The organism is Winogradskyella maritima (assembly GCF_042650215.1).
GTDB classification, from domain to species: Bacteria; Bacteroidota; Bacteroidia; order Flavobacteriales; family Flavobacteriaceae; genus Winogradskyella; species Winogradskyella maritima.
Genome location: NZ_JBHSAT010000004.1, coordinates 246,183 through 267,834, shown reverse-complemented (window position 1 = coordinate 267,834; position 21,652 = coordinate 246,183). Strand labels below are relative to the sequence as shown.

General features: G+C 38.4%; 16 protein-coding genes. 9 read left to right on the top strand and 7 right to left on the bottom strand.

Annotated features, from left to right (window positions below; translation table 11 throughout):
- The first annotated feature begins 75 nt into the window (after nt 1-75).
- Nucleotides 76-1,890: a M61 family metallopeptidase gene (locus ACFOSX_RS02155; protein WP_386096558.1), complete on the top strand. Its 1,815-nt coding sequence runs from the start codon at nt 76-78 to the stop codon at nt 1,888-1,890.
- Nucleotides 1,891-1,902: 12 nt separating this feature from the next.
- Entirely contained in the window at nt 1,903-2,460 is a 558-nt protein-coding gene (locus tag ACFOSX_RS02150) for a GNAT family N-acetyltransferase (RefSeq protein ID WP_386096556.1), read from the top strand.
- A 15-nt stretch (nt 2,461-2,475) separates the two neighbouring features.
- Here the strand turns inward: ACFOSX_RS02150 and dinB are convergent, their stop codons facing one another.
- Together dinB and ACFOSX_RS02140 are read right to left on the bottom strand one after the other, a co-directional pair.
- Nucleotides 2,476-3,693 (bottom strand): DNA polymerase IV, encoded by a 1,218-nt coding sequence (dinB, locus tag ACFOSX_RS02145; RefSeq protein ID WP_386096554.1) that lies wholly within the window; start codon nt 3,691-3,693, stop codon nt 2,476-2,478.
- Between the two features lie 163 nt (nt 3,694-3,856).
- Nucleotides 3,857-6,907, bottom strand: a complete 3,051-nt coding sequence (locus ACFOSX_RS02140) for a DNA polymerase III subunit alpha (RefSeq protein WP_386096552.1) — start codon at nt 6,905-6,907, stop codon at nt 3,857-3,859.
- Nucleotides 6,908-6,982: 75 nt separating this feature from the next.
- Here ACFOSX_RS02140 and ACFOSX_RS02135 point away from each other — a divergent pair, with 75 nt between their 5' ends.
- The 7 genes from ACFOSX_RS02135 (at nt 6,983) to ACFOSX_RS02105 (ending at nt 13,023) form a co-directional block, all read left to right on the top strand.
- The gene (locus ACFOSX_RS02135) at nt 6,983-7,753 is read left to right on the top strand and encodes an XRE family transcriptional regulator (RefSeq protein ID WP_386096550.1); all 771 of its coding nucleotides are present in this window, start codon (nt 6,983-6,985) and stop codon (nt 7,751-7,753) included.
- Nucleotides 7,754-7,820: 67 nt separating this feature from the next.
- Nucleotides 7,821-8,876, top strand: coding sequence for a helix-turn-helix domain-containing protein (locus ACFOSX_RS02130; RefSeq protein ID WP_386096548.1), 1,056 nt, complete (start codon nt 7,821-7,823; stop codon nt 8,874-8,876).
- 106 nt (nt 8,877-8,982) lie between these two features.
- Nucleotides 8,983-9,750, top strand: coding sequence for a type 1 glutamine amidotransferase domain-containing protein (locus ACFOSX_RS02125; RefSeq protein ID WP_386096546.1), 768 nt, complete (start codon nt 8,983-8,985; stop codon nt 9,748-9,750).
- A gap of 21 nt (nt 9,751-9,771) precedes the next feature.
- Nucleotides 9,772-10,185 carry a nuclear transport factor 2 family protein gene (locus tag ACFOSX_RS02120; RefSeq protein ID WP_386096544.1) on the top strand — a complete coding sequence of 138 codons (414 nt, stop codon included), beginning with the start codon at nt 9,772-9,774 and terminating at the stop codon, nt 10,183-10,185.
- Nucleotides 10,185-11,213 carry a serine hydrolase domain-containing protein gene (locus ACFOSX_RS02115; protein ID WP_386096542.1) on the top strand — a complete coding sequence of 343 codons (1,029 nt, stop codon included), beginning with the start codon at nt 10,185-10,187 and terminating at the stop codon, nt 11,211-11,213. Before ACFOSX_RS02120 ends, ACFOSX_RS02115 begins: the two co-directional genes overlap by 1 nt.
- A 32-nt stretch (nt 11,214-11,245) precedes the next feature.
- Nucleotides 11,246-12,556, top strand: coding sequence for a S41 family peptidase (locus tag ACFOSX_RS02110; RefSeq protein ID WP_386096540.1), 1,311 nt, complete (start codon nt 11,246-11,248; stop codon nt 12,554-12,556).
- A 17-nt stretch (nt 12,557-12,573) separates the two neighbouring features.
- Nucleotides 12,574-13,023, top strand: coding sequence for a YybH family protein (locus tag ACFOSX_RS02105; RefSeq protein ID WP_386096538.1), 450 nt, complete (start codon nt 12,574-12,576; stop codon nt 13,021-13,023).
- Between the two features lie 64 nt (nt 13,024-13,087).
- On the opposite strand, the gene ACFOSX_RS02100 is transcribed toward ACFOSX_RS02105, so the two are convergent.
- From ACFOSX_RS02100 to glmS, 5 genes are all read right to left on the bottom strand, one after another.
- Nucleotides 13,088-13,363, bottom strand: coding sequence for a F0F1 ATP synthase subunit epsilon (locus ACFOSX_RS02100; protein ID WP_386096536.1), 276 nt, complete (start codon nt 13,361-13,363; stop codon nt 13,088-13,090).
- A gap of 79 nt (nt 13,364-13,442) precedes the next feature.
- Nucleotides 13,443-14,951 carry a F0F1 ATP synthase subunit beta gene (gene atpD, locus ACFOSX_RS02095; RefSeq protein WP_386096534.1) on the bottom strand — a complete coding sequence of 503 codons (1,509 nt, stop codon included), beginning with the start codon at nt 14,949-14,951 and terminating at the stop codon, nt 13,443-13,445.
- 194 nt (nt 14,952-15,145) lie between these two features.
- Nucleotides 15,146-16,810, bottom strand: coding sequence for a G-D-S-L family lipolytic protein (locus ACFOSX_RS02090; protein ID WP_386096532.1), 1,665 nt, complete (start codon nt 16,808-16,810; stop codon nt 15,146-15,148).
- 21 nt (nt 16,811-16,831) lie between these two features.
- Nucleotides 16,832-19,600 carry a TonB-dependent receptor gene (locus ACFOSX_RS02085; RefSeq protein WP_386096530.1) on the bottom strand — a complete coding sequence of 923 codons (2,769 nt, stop codon included), beginning with the start codon at nt 19,598-19,600 and terminating at the stop codon, nt 16,832-16,834.
- 190 nt (nt 19,601-19,790) lie between these two features.
- Entirely contained in the window at nt 19,791-21,638 is a 1,848-nt protein-coding gene (gene glmS / locus ACFOSX_RS02080; protein ID WP_386096528.1) for a glutamine--fructose-6-phosphate transaminase (isomerizing), read from the bottom strand.
- Nucleotides 21,639-21,652: the final 14 nt, after the last annotated feature.

Here is a 21,652-nt window from a genome sequence, read left to right as displayed (position 1 = left end):
GTCTAAGGATTTCAAAATCTTGTGCGTGTTATTTTCTGTTCAAATCGTATCTTCATTCCCATAAAATCATGAAGCATGAAAAAATTACTGTTGCTAGTATTCACTCTAGTTTGTTTTGGGTGTAACGATAAGTCAAAATCGACCTCAAATACTTCCAAAGCTGAAAGCGGTTCAGGCGATTCCCAATACAGCATTTCATTCGATAATTTAGCACATCACGAAGCTAATATCAATATCACCTTTTCGGGTTTACCTTCAGGACATGCCGAAATCCGAATGCCACGTTCTTCACCAGGGCGTTATGCTATTCACGAGTTTGCCAAAAACGTCTACAACGTTAAATTCACGGATGCTGAGGGCAATGCATTGGAAGCAGAACGCCCAGACCCGTATTCTTGGGCAGTTAAAAACCATGATGGTACGGTCAACGTTTCCTATACACTTTATGCGAATCGTGCTGATGGTACTTATTCGCAAATTGACGAAACCCATGCGCACCTCAATATGCCAGCGACATTTATGTATGCACCAAGCTTGGCTAACAACGATTTTAAAATCACGTTTAACCTGCCAGAAGGGCTAAACTGGAAAGTGGCTACACAATTAAAACCCCTAGAAGACAACACCTTTATGGCGGAAGATTTGCAATACTTTATGGACAGTCCCACAGAAATTTCAGACCATATGGTTCGCGAATTTGATGTGGATGGACAAACCATAAAATTTGCTTTACACCATAATGGTACCGCCGAGGAATTTGACCAGTATATTTCGGATACAGAGAAAATCGTATTACAACAAAAAGTCATTTTTGAAGAATTGCCCAAATTCGATTACGGAGTTTATACGTTTTTAGGCTGTTACATGCCCAATGTATCTGGTGATGGCATGGAGCACAGAAATTCTACGATACTAACCAGCACTAGAAGTCTGGCCAATGGCGGACAAAAGCGAAATCTGGGAACGGTATCACATGAATTTTTCCATTGTTGGAATGTTGAGCGCATCCGTCCGGCAAGTTTAGAACCTTTCGATTTTACAAAAGCCAATATGAGTGGCGAGCTATGGTTTGCAGAAGGCTTTACAAGTTACTATGATGATTTAACCATGACACGTGCGGGGATTACGTCTCAGGAGGATTACATCAAGAGTTTAACCGGAACATTTAACTACGTTTGGAATTTTCCGGGGCGCCAATTTTTTAATCCTATTGAGATGAGCTATCAGGCACCATTTGTTGACGCGGCCACGGCTGTGGACGATATTAATAGAAACAACACATTTATTTCCTATTATTCCTATGGCAGTATGCTTGGTTTGGCGCTTGATTTATCGCTTCGGGAAAAAGGCCTGAATCTCGATGATTATATGAAACTGGTCTGGGAAACCTACGGAAAACCATTTAAGCCTTATACGGTCAGCGATTTGCACGAAACTCTAAACACTTACGCTGGCAAGGACTTTGGTGACGCTTTCTTCAATAGTTACATCTACAAAAGTGAGATGCCTGATTTTCAGCGACTTTTTAAAACCGTTGGTGTTGCCATGGAGACTGATGAAAATAAACCAGCTTTTGGGATGCGATTGCGGAATAATCAAATTGTGAGCAATACGGCTATTGGCTCTTCAGCCTATGATGCTGGATTAGAAAAAGGCGATAAAATCTTAAAAATTGACGATGTAACCATTAGTGAAACCAGCGATGTCAATACCATTTTGAATAATGGTTACAAGCCTCAGGATACGTTGAAGATAATTTTTGAACGCTTTGGAAAAACGAAAGAAACCACCTTAGTCTTAAAAAGTGACCCATCGTATCAAATCATACCAATGACTGAATTGTCTGAAGACATGACGAAAAACAGAGCATCTTGGTTGGGTAAAAAATAGTTTGAAGACGTTTTGAATACCGAAATCACATACCACCGTGCATATACAGATGAAGAGTTGCATCAAATTTTAGAAATCCAGAAGCAGAATCTCAAAGTAGTGCTGTCTGAAACCGATAAGCAATCAGAAGGCTTTGTGTCTGTAGACCACACTTTCGATGCTTTAAAACGAATGAATGATGCTTGTCCTCACATGATAGCCAAGTCGGGAGGCCAGGTTGTGGGTTATGCCTTATGTATGTTAAACGAATTTAGAGATGATGTGCCGGAGCTCATTGAGATGTTCAATTACATGGACGGTATCCTTGAGGAAAAGGGATTGGACGAAATCAACTACCTCATTATGGGACAAATCTGTATTGACAAGCATTTCCGAAAACGAGGTATTTTCCGTGGCTTATATGCATTCTTAACTACCGAGTTACAATCTGAGTTTGATGCCTTGGTTACCGAAGTTAACGTTAAAAATCGACGTTCCTCAGAGGCTCACAAAGCCGTTGGCTTTGAGCTGTTAGATGTACATACCGAAGGCGGTGAGGATTGGGAGTTGATTATTTTGAAATTGAAATGAGAAGAGAAATTCTATTTACTGATGCCTGTTCGCCAACAACGGCGGTGGCTCTCCCGTAAAGGGATTCCAACGGCTAATGGTTTTGGCATCCATGCCAGCGGCCGACATCACCGCCCTATCGCCAAAGCGCTCTCGCATCTTATCCATAGCATTACTAAGGTTGAGGTGGGTTTCATTGTCATCAAACAAATTGATTTGATGACCACCTTCTACCAAATGGCTAAATCGTACGCCGATAAGTCGCACTAGCAAACGTCGGTTATAGAGTTTTTGAAACAATTCTAAAACCACAGGAATAATATTATGGTCCATGGCACTATACGGAATACGTTTCTGTTGGGTATAGGTCTGAAAATCGGAATAGCGAATCTTAAAGGTCACGCAAGCTGTTAGTTTGTTTCCACGGCGTAATTGAAAGGCCAAATTTTCTGCCATAGCAATTACCATACCTTTGAGTTTTGAAACATCAGTAGTATCTTTTCCAAAGGTCCGTTCTGTAGAAATGGATTTACGTTCGTGATATTGAATCACAGGACTATTATCTATACCATTAGCTTTTCGCCAAATAGACAAGCCATTTTTACCGAGGACTTTATGCATCAGTTCCATCGGCATATCTTGTACCGTCTTTATGCGCTTTACGCCCAAATCGCATAAAGATTTGTAGGTTACGTTACCAACCATAGGAATTTTTTTTACGGAAAGCGGGGCTAAAAAAGGTTTTTCAGTACCGTTTGAAATCCGAATCTCATTATTGGGTTTGGCTTCTCCCGTTGCAATTTTAGATACGGTTTTATTGATTGAAAGACCAAAGGAAATAGGCAGTCCAGTTTCTTTTATGATGCGTTGGCGCAATTCTGAAGCCAATTTATGACACCCAAAAAACTTGTCCATTCCCGTGAGGTCAATATAAAATTCGTCGATAGAAGTTTTTTCATAAAGAGGTACCGCTTCTTTGATAACATCTGTAACCTCGTTTGAAAACTTGGTATAGGTCCCCGAATTACCCCGCAATACAATAGCTTCTGGGCAGAGCTGTCTCGCCATCCGCATGGGCATGGCCGAGTGGATTCCAAATTTTCGGGCTTCATAACTACAGGAGGCCACCACGCCACGGTCGCTAGTGCCCCCAATAAGTATAGGTTTACCGTTGAGTCTACTATCGAGCAGGCGCTCGCAAGACACAAAAAAAGTGTCTAAATCCATATGGACGATGGAGCGGTTGTTTGTCATTTTTTTAGTTTATTCCTTCGTTAGGAATGAAGTGTTATAATATGTTTTATCGATGTTGTCAGTTCGAGTGTCTTGCGATAGCAAGATGTATCGAGAACTTTATATTTTCTTCCCCATACAATCTGTTCATGCTTCACAGATTCACTCGAAGTGACGGTATTGTTCAATGCTTTAAATTAGAATTAACAAGAGGTCTATGTTTACGTTGTAATTTCAAATCTTCAAAACTCTTTTTGCGTTGAAAGGTTGGGTTTTCAGACTCTATTTTATATCTCGGGTCTTCAATAATAGCGAGGTGTTCTATTTTGGAAACTTCAATCGTAATACAATCAAACTCCGACATAACTCTTCCTGTAATTTCATAAATGCCCTTCCCTCTCAGCGGATAGTTTTGGGCCACTGGCGGAAAATGAACCGAATCTATAAAATCACCGTCGCGGTCTAAAAATGTACCGAAAAACATCTCTTTACTGTTTGACGTTCTAGTATTTTTTGTGGTGACGAGATAGCCTTCAATGCGTATATGTTTCCCTATCAAACGCTCTAAATGTTTGGCGCGTAAGGGGTTTGTAGACCGGCGTTGCAACAGATGAAATGGGTTGCACAACGGAAAGCCCAACAGCTCTATCTGGTCAAAGGCATTTTCCAAATCGGTACTCGGCAACTCTGGTGTGCTAAAATTGATGCGCTCAGTTTTAAAAAGCGTAACAATATGCTCTTGTACCACAGTTTTACTGATTTTGAGATGTGCTTCCCAGAGTAATTCACGCTTGTTGATTTCGGTAAATCGGAAAGCGTCAATTTTAATGAGAATGCGTATCTGTTCAATAGAAATAGGAATACGGTCTATAAAATCATCCAAACTACTAAAATGGCCGTTTTTTTGACGTTCGTTTAAAATCTTCAAAATGGTTTTAGCTTCCAAAGATTGTAAAAACATAAAGCCGAGATAGATGGTTTTGCCTTTGATTATGGCTTCGTTAAAGGACTGGTTGATACATGGTGGTTCAATGGTGCCTTGATGCATTCGGGCTTCGTGGACATAGAGTTCTGTACGGTAAAACCCACCAAAATTATTGATGGTTGCCGTCATGTATTCCAACGGAAAATAGGCTTTTAAAAAGAGGCTTTGGTAGCTCTCTACAGCATAGGAGGCGGAATGGCCTTTGGCAAAGGCATAGCCAGCAAAACTTTCAATCTGGCGCCAAATATCAGCGACCAGCTCGTAAGGTTTTCCGTCGTTTTCACAGTTGTCGAAAAACTTTTGCTTCACTTTTAGAAACTCTTCGCGCGAGCGGAATTTCCCAGACATGCCCCGACGCAACATATCCGATTCCCCCAAATCCAAGCCACCAAAATAGTGCGCTACTTTTATCACATCTTCTTGGTAAACCATGACGCCGTAGGTTTCGGGCATAATTTCGGCGAGTACAGGATGGGCTTCGGTACGCCTTTCGGGGTGACGGTGCCGTAAAATATACTGGCGCATCATACCACTATTGGAAACACCAGGGCGAATCACAGAGCTTGCGGCCACAAGGCCAAGATAATCGTCTACCCTAAGCTTTTTCAGCAACATCCGCATGGCGGGCGACTCCACATAAAAACAGCCAATAGCCTTTGCGTTACGCAGTAAATCTTTGATGCGCTCGTCTTCCTTAAATTGATTGATATTATGGATGTCGATACTTGCTTCTGGCTGGTTGTAGGCTACAATCTCAACGGCATCTTTGATTTTTCCTAGGCCACGTTGGCTTAGAATATCAAACTTGTAAAGCCCGATGTCTTCCGCAACAACCATATCAAACTGAGTAGTGGCAAAGCCCTTAGGAGGCATAAACGTAGCACAGTAACAATGAATCGGCCGTTCTGAAATTAAAATACCGCCCGCATGAATCCCCAGATAATTGGGAAACCCCTCAATGAATTTGGCGTATTTAATGACTAGTTGCGCCATACTATCGAGCTGGGAGGTTTGGTATTTACCGCGTGTAAGGGTATCCATTTCAGATTTTGGGAGCCCGAAGACTTTTCCCAATTCTCGTACCGATGCCCTAAATTTAAAGGTGTTATATACTGTGATTAAGGCCGTGTGCTCAAATTCCCTAAAAATGAATTGGGTAATATCATCACGGTCTTTCCATGAAAAATCGATATCGAAATCGGGTGGATTTTGCCGAAAAAGATTGATGAATCGCTCAAAATACAAATCGAGCTCAATGGGGTCTACATCCGTAATTCGTAACAAAAAGGCAATGATGCTATTGGCGCCACTACCACGGCCCACGTAGAAATAATCTTTGCTACGGGCGTATTTTAGGATTTTCCAATTGATAAGAAAATAGGACACAAAGCCTTTTTCCTTAATGATATGAAGCTCTTTTTTGATGCGCGCATAGATTTCCGGCTTTGGATTTTTACCATAACGGTAGGGGATACCCTCATGAGTTAATTGTTCTAAAAGCTGATAGTCTGATACTTCAGTTTCGGTAACACATTTTAGGTTTTTAGGCTCGGGGTTTTCAACATCAAAAGCGGTAGTGCAGTCGTGAAGAATACTATTTGTATTGTCGATAAGCTCAGGGAACTCATTGTAATGTTCGCAGAGTTCGTCATAAGGAAGCATCATATCCGTAGGTTGTCCTTCTTCAGATTTAGGCAATTTGCTCAAGAGCGTGTTATTATCTATGGCGCGAAGCAAACGATGGGTATTAAAACCTTTTTTATTCTGAAAGGAGACTGTTTTCAAAACGACGAGTTTATGTCGGAATTTATTCCATTTCGAAAATTTCAGCTGATTCAAATCTTGGGGACTGATGCCTAGAAATTCATTAGACTTTAATTCGAAATGCTTTCCTTTTTGGTAGGGATACACAACAAAACAATGGTCGATATTTTGTTCTGGTCGTGTAGGGATTTTCAAACGGCTATCATGAAGAAACGTCGACAGATAATCATTGATATTTTGAAAACCTTGATTGTTTTTCGCAATGAGGATAAACTGCTGTTCGGCCTTATTTCTAAAGTCCACACCAAGCACGGGTTTTATCTTATATTTTTTTGAAAGGCGCATCACATCCAAACAGGCCGTAGTGCTGTTGATGTCCGTAAGCGCTAGGGTTTGCACCCCATTTTCTGAAGCAATAGCCAATAATTGCTCGGGTTTTATGGTGCCGTAGCGCAAGCTGTAATAGGTATGGCAGTTTAAATACATAGGAAAACAAAATTAGCTACGATATGTAGTTTTTGTTGCTTACATTTGTAGTAATAATATGTTAAAGAAAATGATATGAAACCCATACAAGCAAATATTAAACACCTAAGAGCCTTAAAGAAGCTATCCCAAGAGCGATTTGCTGACGATTTGGGCTGGACGCGCTCTGTGGTGGGTTCTTATGAAGAAGGCCGTTCTGAGCCACCGATTGAACGCTTGATAGACCTTTCTAATTATTTTGATATTCCCATCGATATTTTGGTACGAAAGGATTTGCGAAAAGCCAAAGACACGTCGTTTATCGAGGTTGGTAATAAGCGAGTGCTCTTTCCGGTGACCGTCAACGAAGACAATGAGGATTTAATAGAGATTATTCCGGCAAAAGCCTCGGCGGGATACTTATCAGGTTACGATGACCCTGAATATATTGAGCAACTTCAGAAAATAAAATTGCCCTTTCTGCCAACGGGAACGCATCGTGCATTCCCCATTAAAGGCGACTCCATGTTGCCCGTTAAGGACGGAGCTTTTATCGTAGCAAAGTTTGTAGAACAACTTTCTGATGTAAAAAATGGGCGCACCTATATTGTGTTGACCAAAGATGATGGCTTGGTCTACAAACGTATCTACACGCCAGACAATGACAATGAAAACCTACTCCTGAGCTCCGATAACAAAGCCTATCAACCCTATGTGGTGCCCAAAGCCAACGTGTTAGAACTTTGGGAATTTACCTGTTGCATCAATACTCAAGAGTATGATGAAAAGGAACTAAAATTGAGTAGCATCATGAGCATGTTTCAAGAATTGAAAGTGGAGTTGGAGGCTGTGAAGCGGATGGCTTAATGTCTTAACTTCTTTTTTTATAAATTGAATATATTTGATGTTCAGCATCAAACTAACTTAGCCTCAAATGAATTTCAGCTCTCAATTATTATTCTTCTTTAGTGCTTTGGGGGCTTTTAATGGCTTATTTCTGAGTGCCTATTTCGCGTTTTTTATAAAAAACAGAAATCGAAGCACTTACTTTTTGGCTGGGTTGCTTTTTGTGGTCAGCGTTAGGGTAACAAAATCTGTTTTTCTTACGTTTTACGATGATATTTCAACACACTTTATACAAGTGGGTCTATCGGCCTGTTTGCTGATTGGCCCGTTTTTGTATCTCTATATTAGAGAGGCTATGAAACCTAAAAAGCACGGCTTTTATGGTTGGCTCATTCATATTTTACCAGTCATTATTATAATGACGATACTCGGTTATTATTTTCCATATAGCGATCATCAATATTTGTGGCAACGTTCGGTGCAAGGCTATTTGTCTTGGCTTATGTTTACACAGTGGTTTATCTATATCATTTTGGCCTTTGGCCTTATAAAGCCTATTCTCTTAAAATTGCCATCTAAAACCGAAAAACTAAGCAGTAAAGAGATTTGGATGACCACAGTAGCCATTGGTGTTTTTATTATATGGTTAGCCTACTTTACAAGCAGATACACTTCCTATATTGTCGGTGCGCTATCATTTTCTTTTGTATTGTATTTAAGCATTCTATTTTGGATTTTAAAGCGAAGAAAAACCTCGCTTTTCTTTGAAGAGCATCAAAAATATGCGTCAAAGAAAATTACTTCTGTAGAGGCTAATGACATAGAAAAAAAGTTAAGTGTCATTATGGAAACGGAAGCATTGTATAAAAATCCAGATATTAAGCTAAAGGATTTAGCCGATAAGCTCGATGTATCTTCACATTTTTTATCGCAATTACTTAATGATAATTTAGACCAATCATTTGCGCAATACATAAACGGATGGCGAGTAGAAGCCTCTAAAGAATTATTAAAAGATAACGAAAATTACACGCTAGAAGCCATTGGTTTTGAAGCTGGTTTTAGTTCAAAATCATCTTTTTATTCAACCTTCAAAAAGGTTACGGGCGTCACACCTGCGATTTACAAAAAGCAGGTATCATAGTGGTTTCTTGTCCAAAATTATAATTCTGCACTTTTCTATTATAAGAACGGATTGCTTTTAAGAACTGTTTATCGAATTTTGATAACATCATCAAAAAACGATAATCATGAAATTTAAAATATTATCGATAATCCTATGTTCATTTTTGGGATTGTCTGCTCAAGTGTCTTCAGAAAGAGAAAGCAAAGGCAACATTTTGTTCATTATGTCTAATGCCAAAACCTATGGCAATTCAGATATTGAAACGGGCACCAGTTTTGCCGAAATCGTACATGCTTACGATGTTTTTGTAAAGTATAATTACAAGGTTGATTTTCTGACACCCAATGGCGGTAGCATTCATTTGGGGCATTATTACAAAGCCAAAGACCCTTTACAATATCGCTATTATAATGATAGTGATTTTATGGCGCATCTTAATTCTACATTAACACCTTCAGAAGTAAATCCTTCGCAATATAAAGCAGTTTATTATGTCGGTGGTGGTTCGGCCATGTATCAGGTACCTGAAAATAAGGCTATTCAAAAAATCTCTACGACTATTTATGAACAGCAAAATGGCGTTATTTCAGCAGTTTGTCACGGTACCGCAGGACTTGTAAACTTAAAATTAAGTGATGGTAGTTATATCGTTGAAGGAAAACAAGTCAACGGATTTCCGGATGCTTTTGAGAGAAAGGAGAAGGCATACTATAAGGAATTTCCGTTTTCTATAGAGCAAAAAATTATAGCTCATGGAGGAGATTTCAAGTATTCTAAAAAAGGTTGGGATAGTTTTACCATTGCCCACGACCGACTTATAACAGGACAAGACCCAACAGCTTCAGCAGAAGTAGCAGAATTGGTTGTTGCCAAACTTGAAAACAAAAAATAATCAATCTAAAAACAATTAAAAATGAAAACAGCAATCACAACACTATTACTATGCTTAAGTCTTTTTACAGCTTTGGCTCAAGAATCGGATTACGACGAAATTGAAAAAACAGTTTCCTATTACCTAGACGGTGGCACAAATAACGATTTCGAAACGTTGAAAAAAGCCTTTCATGAAACTGCGACTATGAAATTTATCCGCAACGGCGAATACAAAGAAGTCAACGCATTAGAATTCTTTAAAAATGCTGTTAAGCCTGGACCAAAACAGAACCGAAAAACGCACATTTCTTACATCAACGTTTCAGGAAACGTAGCAAGTGCAAAACTTCAGATAGATTATGAAACCTTCAGTTTCATAGATTACATGAATCTTATAAAAATCGATGACGAGTGGAAAGTCGTGAGCAAAATATTTTATAGAAAGCAGAACTGATGAACACTAAATTATCTCAGTGCTACATAGTAATTATATTATGTGCTTTTTCTAGTTGTAAAAACTACAAAACTGTAGATGCTTATGTCGATGAAATATACCAAGAAGGAGAACTCAACGGTAATATACTCGTTGTAAAGAACAACGCTGTTTTGTATGAAAAATCTTTTGGTATTGCCCATCCCGAAACTAAAGAACCCTTAACGACCGAGCATCGTTTTGCTATTGGCTCTATCTCTAAAGAATTTCCAGGCGTAGCCGTAATGCAACTCTACGAACGTGGAAAGTTGAAGCTTGATGACAAGGTGAGTAAATACCTTAAAGATTTACCAGCTTGGGCTTCGAAGATAAGCATTCAGCAATTGTTCAAATACACCAGTGGTTTACCAAGAGTAGCGTGGGAGCGTTATGGCGAAAACGAAATGACTGTTACTCACGAGTTGTTGCTGAACGATTTAAAGAAAGTGGAACAGCTCGCCTTTCAACCCGGTTCAGACTATCTCTATTCAAACTACAATCCTATATTGCTCATTCATATAGTAGAAGCTGTTTCTGGTCAATCTTTTGAGGACTATGTGACTCAGAATATCTTTAGACCTGCAAAAATGAGTGGTAGCTATTTTGCAAAGGCTATGCCTTGGAAAAATGAAACCTTACCTGCTTATCCTTTTAATAAAGACAACAATCTTGATGCTTTTAAGATGGACGGTATTAAGTTTTTAATGTTATTTACTGCACAGGATATGTATCAATACCTCAGTCATTTGCACAGCTATAAACTACTATCAAAAAAAGCTGTAAAATTACTTTCTGAACGAGAAGGCTCACAATCGCCCTTAGGCGTTTTAGAATGGGATGATGATACATTAGAGGTTCATCATCATCATGGCGAACAAGGCAACTATGAGTCGGTCATTAGATATTATCCTAAGGAGGAATTATATATCATCATTTTAAAAAATCAAAAGTTTGAAAATGTTATGGATATGGCGGATACAATCAGGACTGTTGTTAATCAAAAACGTTAATTGATTTAAACTGTGTAAAAACCAAAAATAAAATGTTTAAGACAACTTGTATAGTTTTGTTTGTTTTCCTTATGAACTGTCAAAGTCAGAACAACAAAAAAAATATCGAATACTCTAAAATTGAATTGGAGGAGGATTTTAATCAAATGATAGATGAGTTGGAAAATCACCCACAAATCAATACATTTATTTCAGAGTCGGATTGGAAATTTTTAGTCAATACTCAGAAAACTAAATTAGCTGATGGACTCTCTATCGAAAATTTCTACAGGATTTGCTTACCAATAGTAGCGAAAATTGGTTGTGGTCATACGAATTTGTATAATGTAGATTACAATGCCTCTACCAAAAAATCATTAGTCTATTTACCTTATCGCTTTGTCATAGAAGACAACCAATTATATGTAATAGAAAATCTTAGCGAAAACAAAGTCATACCACTTGGTGCAAGTATCGAAAGTATAAATGGAGAACCAATTCAAGATATTTTAACATTTATTTTAGCCAGTATGCCAGCTGATGGTTATAATATAAGCTATCGAAAAAGAATGGCAAGTAAGGGATTTACGTATTATTATCATTCACTATTTGGCATTAATGATTTTAATGAGTTGTCTTACAAATTTGGAGATACTATAAAAACACTTGATTTTAAATGCTCAAAACTGATTGCAAATAAAAGCTTTTCAAAAACTGCAGATGAATCATTAAATTTTGAAATAGACGAAGAATTGAACACAGGAATATTGACAATAAAAACCTTTTCATTTTACGATAACGTTCTTAGATTTCACAAATTTATAGACAGTTCATTCGCAGTTCTTAAAAAGAAAAATCTTAAAAATCTGGTTATTGATCTACGAGGTAATCAAGGTGGAGACCCTTATTGTTCATCGTATTTGTTGAGAGCGATTTCTAATGAACCAATACAATATTATCGAGATGATATAGATTATCCAGAACTATTAAAAAGTCAAGATGGTTTAGGTTTCAAACTACAGAATAAGCCCTATATTTTAATTGATGGATTTGGATTTTCTTCAACAGGACATTTTTCTGCTTTGATTAAAGAACACGATTTGGGGATTTTTGTCGGAGAAGAATTAGGCTCAACATATAGTTGCAACGGTGGTCAAGAAAATACAATCTTGAAGAATACTGGACTTTTTCTACAAGTCGGTCAGAAAGTAGTGGATGTAATGGTTAATCCGAATAACTTTGATAAATCAAAAGGAATTATGCCAGATGTTACCGTTAAAACGAACATTCAATCAAGAATAGAAAATAGAGACATTTATATGGAAAAAGTATTTGAGTTAATTAAAAATCGTAAAAATCGTTAATCAAAACCACTAATTTTATGAAAACAATACAATTACTACTATTAGCACTTTTATGCTTCAATCAAATAGAAGCACAGACGCTGAAAGGAAACAAAAAAGACATTAAAACTATTTTGAAAAACACAGAAAATTTCTCAAAATATGTGATGGCATCAGATTATGAAAAAATAGCCTCATCCTATACAGAAGACGCAAAAATCTTCCCCAATAATACCAAAATATTAGAAGGTGAAGATATTATCAAATATTGGACTTTACCAGAGGGGTTAAGCACATCATATCATAAAATTACTCAAACTGAAATTACAGTAATAGAAGATACGGCTTACGACTATGGTTATTACGAGGGCAAGACCAAAAATGCAAAAGGTGAGGAGTCGGCTTGGAAAGGCAAGTATGTTATTGTTTGGAAAAAAATAAATGGACACTGGAAAATGTATCTGGATATTTGGAATGCGGTAGACTAAATCCTAGAAAACAAAAAAGCTTCAAGATGACTTGAAGCTTTTTTATTTTTTGAGTGATATGCAATTAGTCTGCTAATACAATCACTTTATTGTCTTTCATTTCAACAGTACCAGAATTAATGGTCAATACTGTTTTCCCGTCCTTAGAGATAAATTTATCCTGAACGTCTTCTTCCAAGGTAATAGTACCAGCGATTTTAACCTCACCAGCAGAAAGTATAGAAACGATTGGTGCGTGATTGTTCAACATCTGAAACTCACCATCGACACCAGGTACCGTAATACTTTCAATCTCCCCGCTAAATAAAGTCGCCTCTGGCGATACAATTTCTAAATACATGTTTTTTCAGTATTCAGTATTCAGTATTTAGTACTCAGTAGCATAACTGCCAACTGCGACTGCCAACTGCCTACTAGTTTTATGCCTCCGCTAACATTTTCTCTCCAGCCTCAATTGCTTCTTCAATAGAACCTTTAAGGTTGAATGCCGCTTCTGGAAGGTGGTCTAACTCACCATCCATAATCATGTTAAAGCCTTTAATGGTTTCTTTAATATCAACCAATACACCTGGAATACCTGTAAACTGCTCCGCTACGTGGAACGGTTGAGATAAGAAACGTTGTACACGTCTTGCACGACCAACGGCCATTTTATCTTCTTCGGATAATTCCTCCATACCAAGGATGGCGATAATATCCTGTAATTCTTTATAACGCTGTAATAACTCTTTAACGCGTTGTGCACAGTCATAATGCTCACTACCTAAGATGTCAGCTGTAAGGATTCGAGACGTAGAATCTAATGGATCTACCGCTGGGTAAATACCAAGCTCAGCAATCTTACGAGACAATACCGTTGTTGCATCCAAGTGAGCAAACGTTGTTGCTGGTGCAGGATCCGTTAAATCATCCGCAGGTACGTAAACCGCCTGTACAGATGTAATAGAACCTCTTTTTGTTGATGTAATACGCTCTTGCATCGCACCCATCTCGGTGGCTAATGTTGGTTGGTAACCTACAGCAGAAGGCATACGACCTAAAAGTGCAGATACCTCAGAACCAGCTTGTGTAAAACGGAAGATATTATCAACGAAGAAAAGTACATCTTTTCCTTGTCCTTCTCCAGCACCATCACGGAAATATTCTGCTATGGTTAATCCTGAAAGTGCTACACGAGCACGTGCTCCTGGAGGCTCATTCATTTGTCCAAAAACGAAAGTCGCTTTAGACTCTTTCATTATGTTTTTATCCACTTTTTGAAGATCCCATCCGCCATCTTCCATAGAATGCATAAAGTCATCACCATATTTGATGATACCAGACTCTAACATCTCACGGAGTAAATCATTTCCTTCACGAGTACGCTCACCAACACCAGCAAATACAGAAAGACCACCGTGACCTTTCGCAATGTTGTTAATCAACTCCTGAATCAATACCGTTTTACCTACACCGGCACCACCGAATAATCCAATCTTACCACCTTTTGCATAAGGCTCAATAAGATCGATTACCTTAATACCTGTAAACAATACTTCAGTAGACGTTGACAAGTCTTCAAACTTAGGTGCTTGTCTGTGAATTGGTAAACCTGCGTCTCCAGCTTTTGGTAAATCACCCAATCCATCAATGGCGTCACCGATAACATTAAATAGACGTCCGTAAACATCTTCACCGATTGGCATTTGGATTGGTGCACCAGTAGCAACAACTTCTGTTCCTCTACTTAAACCATCCGACGAATCCATAGCAATAGTACGTACCGTATCCTCACCAATGTGAGATTGTACCTCTAGTACCAATGTTGAACCATCAGCATTTTTAATTTCTAACGAATCATAAATCTTTGGAAGTTCTGCTCCAGCAGCGAATTCAACATCGATAACCGGACCTACAATTTGTGCAACTTTACCTGTAACTTTTGACATTACTTATATGTTTTTGTTTTGCAATAATTTAATTCTGAAAAAAGATGCCACATTTTTTATGGAAAATAAGCCCTTTTTTAGCGCTGCAAAGATATGTTTTTATTTAAATATAAAAGTGAATTTTTTGAAGCTTTTTTGCATAAAAAAAGCACGCTCAATCTGAACGTGCTTTCCATCTATTTTGTATACTATTGTTATTGCAACAATGGCGAGTAATTTGTTGGGTAATTTCCAACATCGACCAAGCTTCCAGAGGCTTCAAAATTTGAACCATAGGTTGCATCAATAGCCTTCATCATCTCATTAGCAATTAATGCATATCCTCTTGCCGTTGGGTGTACGCCATCCAAAGAAAATGCACCGCCTAAAACAAGGTCCGACGTTAATACAAAGTCTCCTGTGTCAATACCAGCGGTAGATAAATTATTAAGCAGGGTATTAGCATCCAAAAATGCCCATCCTGCGGCTTCCTGAGAGGCTTTGATAACACTGTTAAAGTTAGCGGTTGCAGTAGCAATTTCCGCTTGCTCTGTAGGCGTTAAGGCCCATTTATCAGCTAAGGGCAGAGTCACACCTTCTACAGCAAACTGCCCAGCAACTGCAGCAGGAAGACCTTGCCCGATAAGCGCTGCGGCTACATCAGTATTAACGGTTCCTATAATTGAGGCACTTGGTAATACAAATAAGTCAGCTTCTGTAGCTTGTCTAACTCGCCCGTACGTTTGTCCCAATAAGTTTGCAACTATTGGCGCAGCTTCTGGCGGTAATCCAAATTGACCTATAAATGCAGGGAAAGTTGGACTGTTACTTAAAGCAAACGTAATCTGATCTGAGATATCGTCTAAACTTTCATCTCTAATAACAACAGCACTTGCTTCCGTTTCAGAAAATACAACAGCTCTATCGCCTTCACCTAAAGCGGCAAATACAGCATTAAGTGCGCCATAAATCTGATTCAATTGAGGGATCAAAGGTCCAAAAGAAGGATTTGATGGATCTAAAGGATTGTGTGGTACAGTCGTAAAATGAGGAATACTTGTTACATCTGGGATGTTGGCCATAATGCCTTGCGCCCCACCAGAAGTTAATTGTTGAGCCAAAGCACCATACGACTGAGCGAAACCTACACCAGGAGGGCCATCCATTGGTGTAATAGGATCATAATCTTCAGATAAAGGGTTGCTTTCACCACCAGATAAGGCATAACCTAAAACGTCGTTATTACCAATCCAAAGCGAAACAAAAGAAGGGCTTTGCGCCATTGATAATTCTAGAACACTTGCGTTAGGCGTACTTCCTGTCATTCTAACAAAATAAGGATTAGCCAATCCCAATGAAAGGTTGGCAAGATTACCATAACCAGGAGCTAATAAATGAAAACTCTTTGCTCCAGGAACACCCATATTGTTGAACGGTCCAGAAGGGTTATTCAATAAGTCTGTTGTTACGGTAACTGGGCCAATTACAGTTTCCAATCCCGCAGGGCCACTACCGTTAAAAACTAGTCTTGGGTTAAATCCGTCTATTCTATTACCTCCAATAGCCAAGCCACCAAGGTTATCACTAGTCAATGGTTGCGTGAATGAACCGCCTCCAACTAATTGAAATTGACCATTTAAGATGTTAGGCATAGAGTTTTCCTGTGCAGCTCTAAATAGGGCTCCATCAGTAAAGCCTGCTGTAAGGGAATTACCCATAGAAACGTAGGTTGAGAAATTTGCGGAACCAGCGGTTAATGCTGGAAGCGGTTCTTCTATGCCCGTTCCATTTCTTTCCCTAAAGTCTTCGACTAATTCATTTTCACAGGCCATAAAGCCGAATGCAAAAAATGAAAGTGCTATATATTTTAGTTTTTTCATATTATTTTCTTTTCCGTTTTTTTATAAATTATTGATGGTCCAAGACAAGTAGTATTGAGATCCAATGAATCCAGTACCAAATGCTGTAAAGTACTCATCTTGTAACAAGTTAGTGGCACCTGCTTTAAATGTAGATTTTAAGCTTGGCACTCTATAGTTGATCTGTGCATCCAACACATTGTAAGAAGGTACTTCCCCGTCTCCAAATGAAGCTTGCCACAGATAGTTGTCACTCCACCTCCAAGACACGTTGAAACCAAAGTTTTCAAAAAGATTTGTATTACCAAAAGAGACTTTGGTTTTATGCTCCGGAGTATTAAAGTTGGTTCTAAAATCTGGATTCTCTTCCGTATCAAAATCTAATTTTGCATAGGTGTAGTTAGCACTTAAGTCAAATCCATTAAAGATTTTAGTTGATACCTGAACTGCAGCTCCATAAGAATTTACATCGGCATCAGAATTAGTATATGTCTGATACGCCTGGAAATCCCCATTAGCAATCGCAGCAACTGCTAGAGGTACACCATTAGGTAAAGTTTGTTGTAGTTGCACATCTCCATAAAACGGAGAAATTACAGTTTCATTAGCTAAGAAATCTTGGTATTGATTATAGTACACGGAACCATCAACAATAAAATCACCGAGTTTACCACGGTAACCCACTTCGTAAGAGGTGACTTGTTCTGGCTGAGCTAAATTAGAGTTAGCAATGGCTAAATCTGCAGGGTTTTGAGATGCTGCAAAATCCTGAACAGACGACGCAAAGAAAGAATTGTTATAAGCACCTTCTCCTGTGAAATCAATTGATGTCTGGCCAGTAATTGCAGTTCCTGTAGGACTTAACCCGTAGGTATCCACATATCTTGCTGGGTTGTCTGGTGCACCACCAACAAGAACAGCACGACCAACATCTAAACCAATATATAAATCTTGTGTTGTTGGGTTTCTAAAACCAGTTTGGTAAGAGGCTCTAAAGTTGTGATTATCATTTACTGTAAAACCAGCAGACAATCTTGGTGAAAAGAACCCATCAAATAATTCTGATTTGTCATAACGGAGAGACCCCGTTAATTTTAATTCAACAGCATCAGATAATTCTAAAGACTTTTGAATTTGTGTATACACACCAACTTCTGAATAATCAATAGGCCCGTCTACGTCCGTATAAATTGTTCCGAAGGAATTCAGACGATATTGTCTGTAAGAGCCACCGACTTGAATTTCAGCAAAATCAATTAAGTGTCCCAAGTTGTAGTTTGCGTCACCATGATAAATTTTTGAATTATCCTGAAAACGTGAACCTGTACTTAAGTCAGGGTCGTTTGTAATTCTGTTGAAAGTGCTTTGAAATTCAGGAGTACCAGGAATTAAGCGACCTGTTTCTGCTTGCGCCCTTGCGGCAGCGTGTGCCTGCTCATCAGTTGCTCCAGATAAAGATGCACCGACATACGTATTTATGTATTCTCCAAACCACTGCTCATCAGATTTCCATGCTCTGTTGATGTTGATCCCGGTAAAGACCATATCATAAGAATCACCAGCCTTGTCTTCAGTTACGTAGCCACGCACAAAGAAATTGTCGTTTCTAATTTCTAATTTATGTTGCTGTAAGAAGAAACCTTTGATGTTGTAACGGTTAGCACCTTGATAAATGGTATTACCTGATCCTACTTTGCCAACATACTGAATTTCGAAATCATTGGCCCAAGGTCTAAAGTAAAGACCCCAGTCAGCTTTAATACTTTCGGCATTATAATTAGTTAAGTCTCTTTCGTCATAACCTGTTCTACTGACTACAACATCTGGGACGATACCTAGGCCACCGGCTGCAGCTCTAATGTTTGTAGCAACTTCATCACCATACACGTTAATACCATCATAATCTAAATCAGCACGTGTGCGTCCAGGAATAAACCTGTCCGTTCTATTCGTTGCTGCCCAATCTGTACCTTTTAAGTACCCAAAATTAACTTTAGCCGCAAACTTATCGCTGAATTTGTAAGCCATTCTAATCCCTAAGTCGGTATAAGGATTATCACCTGCGGCTTCTTGTGAAGTAATACCTCGCTTAACATAACCAGAAATACCTTGTACATCAAAAGGGCTTTTACTTCTCATAAAAAGAATACCGTTGAACGCGTTTGCACCATAAAGTGCAGATGCGGCACCTGGTAAAAGTTCTACACTATTTACATCTGTTTCAGTCATCCCCAATAGGTTACCTAACGGGAAGTTAAGAGCAGGAGCGGAGTTGTCCATTCCGTCCACCAATTGCATAAAACGTGTATTGGCGAAGGTTGCAAAACCTCTTGTATTGATGGATTTAAACGTTAAACTGTTTGTGTTAATGTCAACACCTTTAAGGTTTTCCAATCCATCATAAAAATCAATAGATGCGGTATTCTTAATTTCCTTTAAACCAAAACGTTCAACCGTAACCGGCGATTCAAAAATACGTTCTGGGGTACGAGATGCTGAGATAACAACTTCATCAAGTTCGTTGCCTTCTTTCATTGAGAAATCAACAGTCTCAGCGTTAGAGGTAATTTCTTTGGTTTGCATTTCAAATCCGGTGTAGGAAATCTGGATAGTAAACGGTGGATTACGATCTGTAGTTAGGACGTAATTTCCGTCAAAGTCAGAACTTGTTCCTGTAGTAGTTCCTACAATAATGATATTGGCTCCAGGTAGAGGCTGGCCCGTATCGTCTGTAACTTTACCTTTTACCGTGGTTTGGGCAAAAGACGCCACACAGAAAAGCATTACAAATAGTTTTAAGAATGTCTTCATTATAGAGATTTAGTTAATTGAATTAGACGAGCAATTTAATTAAATATATGAAAACTCGATAAGAAATCATCAGAAATGTATGCGTGCATAGCATATTTTACTAATTGTGAGATACTAATACTAAAAAATCCCTAAAAAATCTAAGATTCATTAGGGATTTCACATTTCGTCTGTAATGACTAATCTGTAATTATTCTACTGTAACAGATTTTGCCAAGTTACGCGGTTGATCTACATTTTTATCTAGCATCACGGCGATATGATAAGACAAGAGCTGTAACGGAATTGTTGTTAGCAATGGAGTTAAAAATTCTTCTGTTTCTGGCACTTCTATAACATGATCGGCTAGGTCTTTCACTGTTTTATCACCCTCAGTAACAATACCAATGATTTTTCCTTTTCTAGATTTAATCTCTTGAATATTGCTGACGACTTTTTCATAATGGCCTTTCTTGGTTGCAATCACTGCTACTGGCATTTGCTCATCAATTAAAGCAATAGGGCCGTGTTTCATTTCTGCCGCAGGATAGCCCTCTGCATGGATATAAGAGATTTCTTTTAATTTTAAAGCGCCTTCTAAAGCGACAGGGAAGTTAAAGCCACGACCTAAATACAGGAAGTTCTTTGCATTTTTATAGATGTCTGCAATTGTTTTTACGTAGGCATCGGATTCCAGTGCTTTTTTAACTTTTTCAGGGATGAGTTCTAATTCTATTAAGTATCGTCTAAAGTCAGAACTTGATATCGTTCCTTTAGCTCTTGCCAAACGCAATGCCATTAAGGTTAAGACTGTAATTTGTGTTGTAAATGCCTTTGTACTTGCAACACCTATTTCTGGCCCAGCATGTGTGTAGGCGCCAGCGTCTGTTTCCCTAGCAATTGAAGAACCTACGACATTACAAACTCCGAAAACAAATGCACCTTTAGATTTTGCCAGTTTAATGGCCGCAAGCGTGTCAGCAGTTTCACCAGATTGAGAAATGGCAATGACAACATCCTTTTCTGTGATAACAGGATTTCTATATCTAAATTCTGAAGCATATTCCACTTCTACGGGAATTCTTGCTAAGTCTTCAAAAATATATTCTGAAACCAAGCCTGCATGCCATGATGTTCCACAAGCCACCACTATGATACGGTCTGCGTTGAGGAATTTTTTCATGTTATCTTCTACACCAGACATCTTAACTATGGCTTCATCAGTCAATAATCGCCCTCTAAACGTATCACGTATAGCTCTTGGTTGCTCGAAAATTTCTTTAAGCATGAAATGATCAAAACCACCTTTTTCAATTTCTTCAAGATTGAGTTTAAGTTCTTGAATATAGGGTTCAATGAGAGCATCACTTTTTATAGAACGTACTTTTACATCTTTATTTCTTCTAATGATGGCCATCTCTTCATCTTCGAGATAAATTGCATTATTAGTATATTCAATAAAGGGAGAAGCATCACTAGCTATAAAAAATTCATTGTCACCAATGCCAATAGCTAAAGGACTTCCCAATTTAGCTACTATAATTTCATCAGGTTTGTTTCGATCAAATACAGCAATAGCATAAGCACCTACTACTTCATTCAGTGCAATTTGAACCGCCTTACCTAATTTTATATCATCCTTTTTCTTGACCTCCTCTATAAGGTTGACCAAGACTTCTGTATCGGTATCAGATTTAAATGTGTAACCTCTTTTTATCAATTCTTTTTTGATGGAATCATAATTTTCAATGATACCGTTATGGATGATTACGAGGTCTCCTGAATTTGAGTAGTGCGGATGGGAATTGACATCGTTTGGAACACCATGTGTAGCCCAGCGCGTATGACCTATACCCAAAGAACCGTCTGTACTTATTTCTTTCTCTAATCTACTTTTAAGATCAGCAACCTTGCCTTTAGTTTTGGAAAGTTTAATATTATTGCCATCATATAGTGCTATTCCGGCACTATCATAACCTCTATATTCTAAGCGTTGTAGCCCTTTAAGAATGATGGGGTATGCTTCTCGATAACCAATATATCCGACAATTCCGCACATAAATTTTTATATTA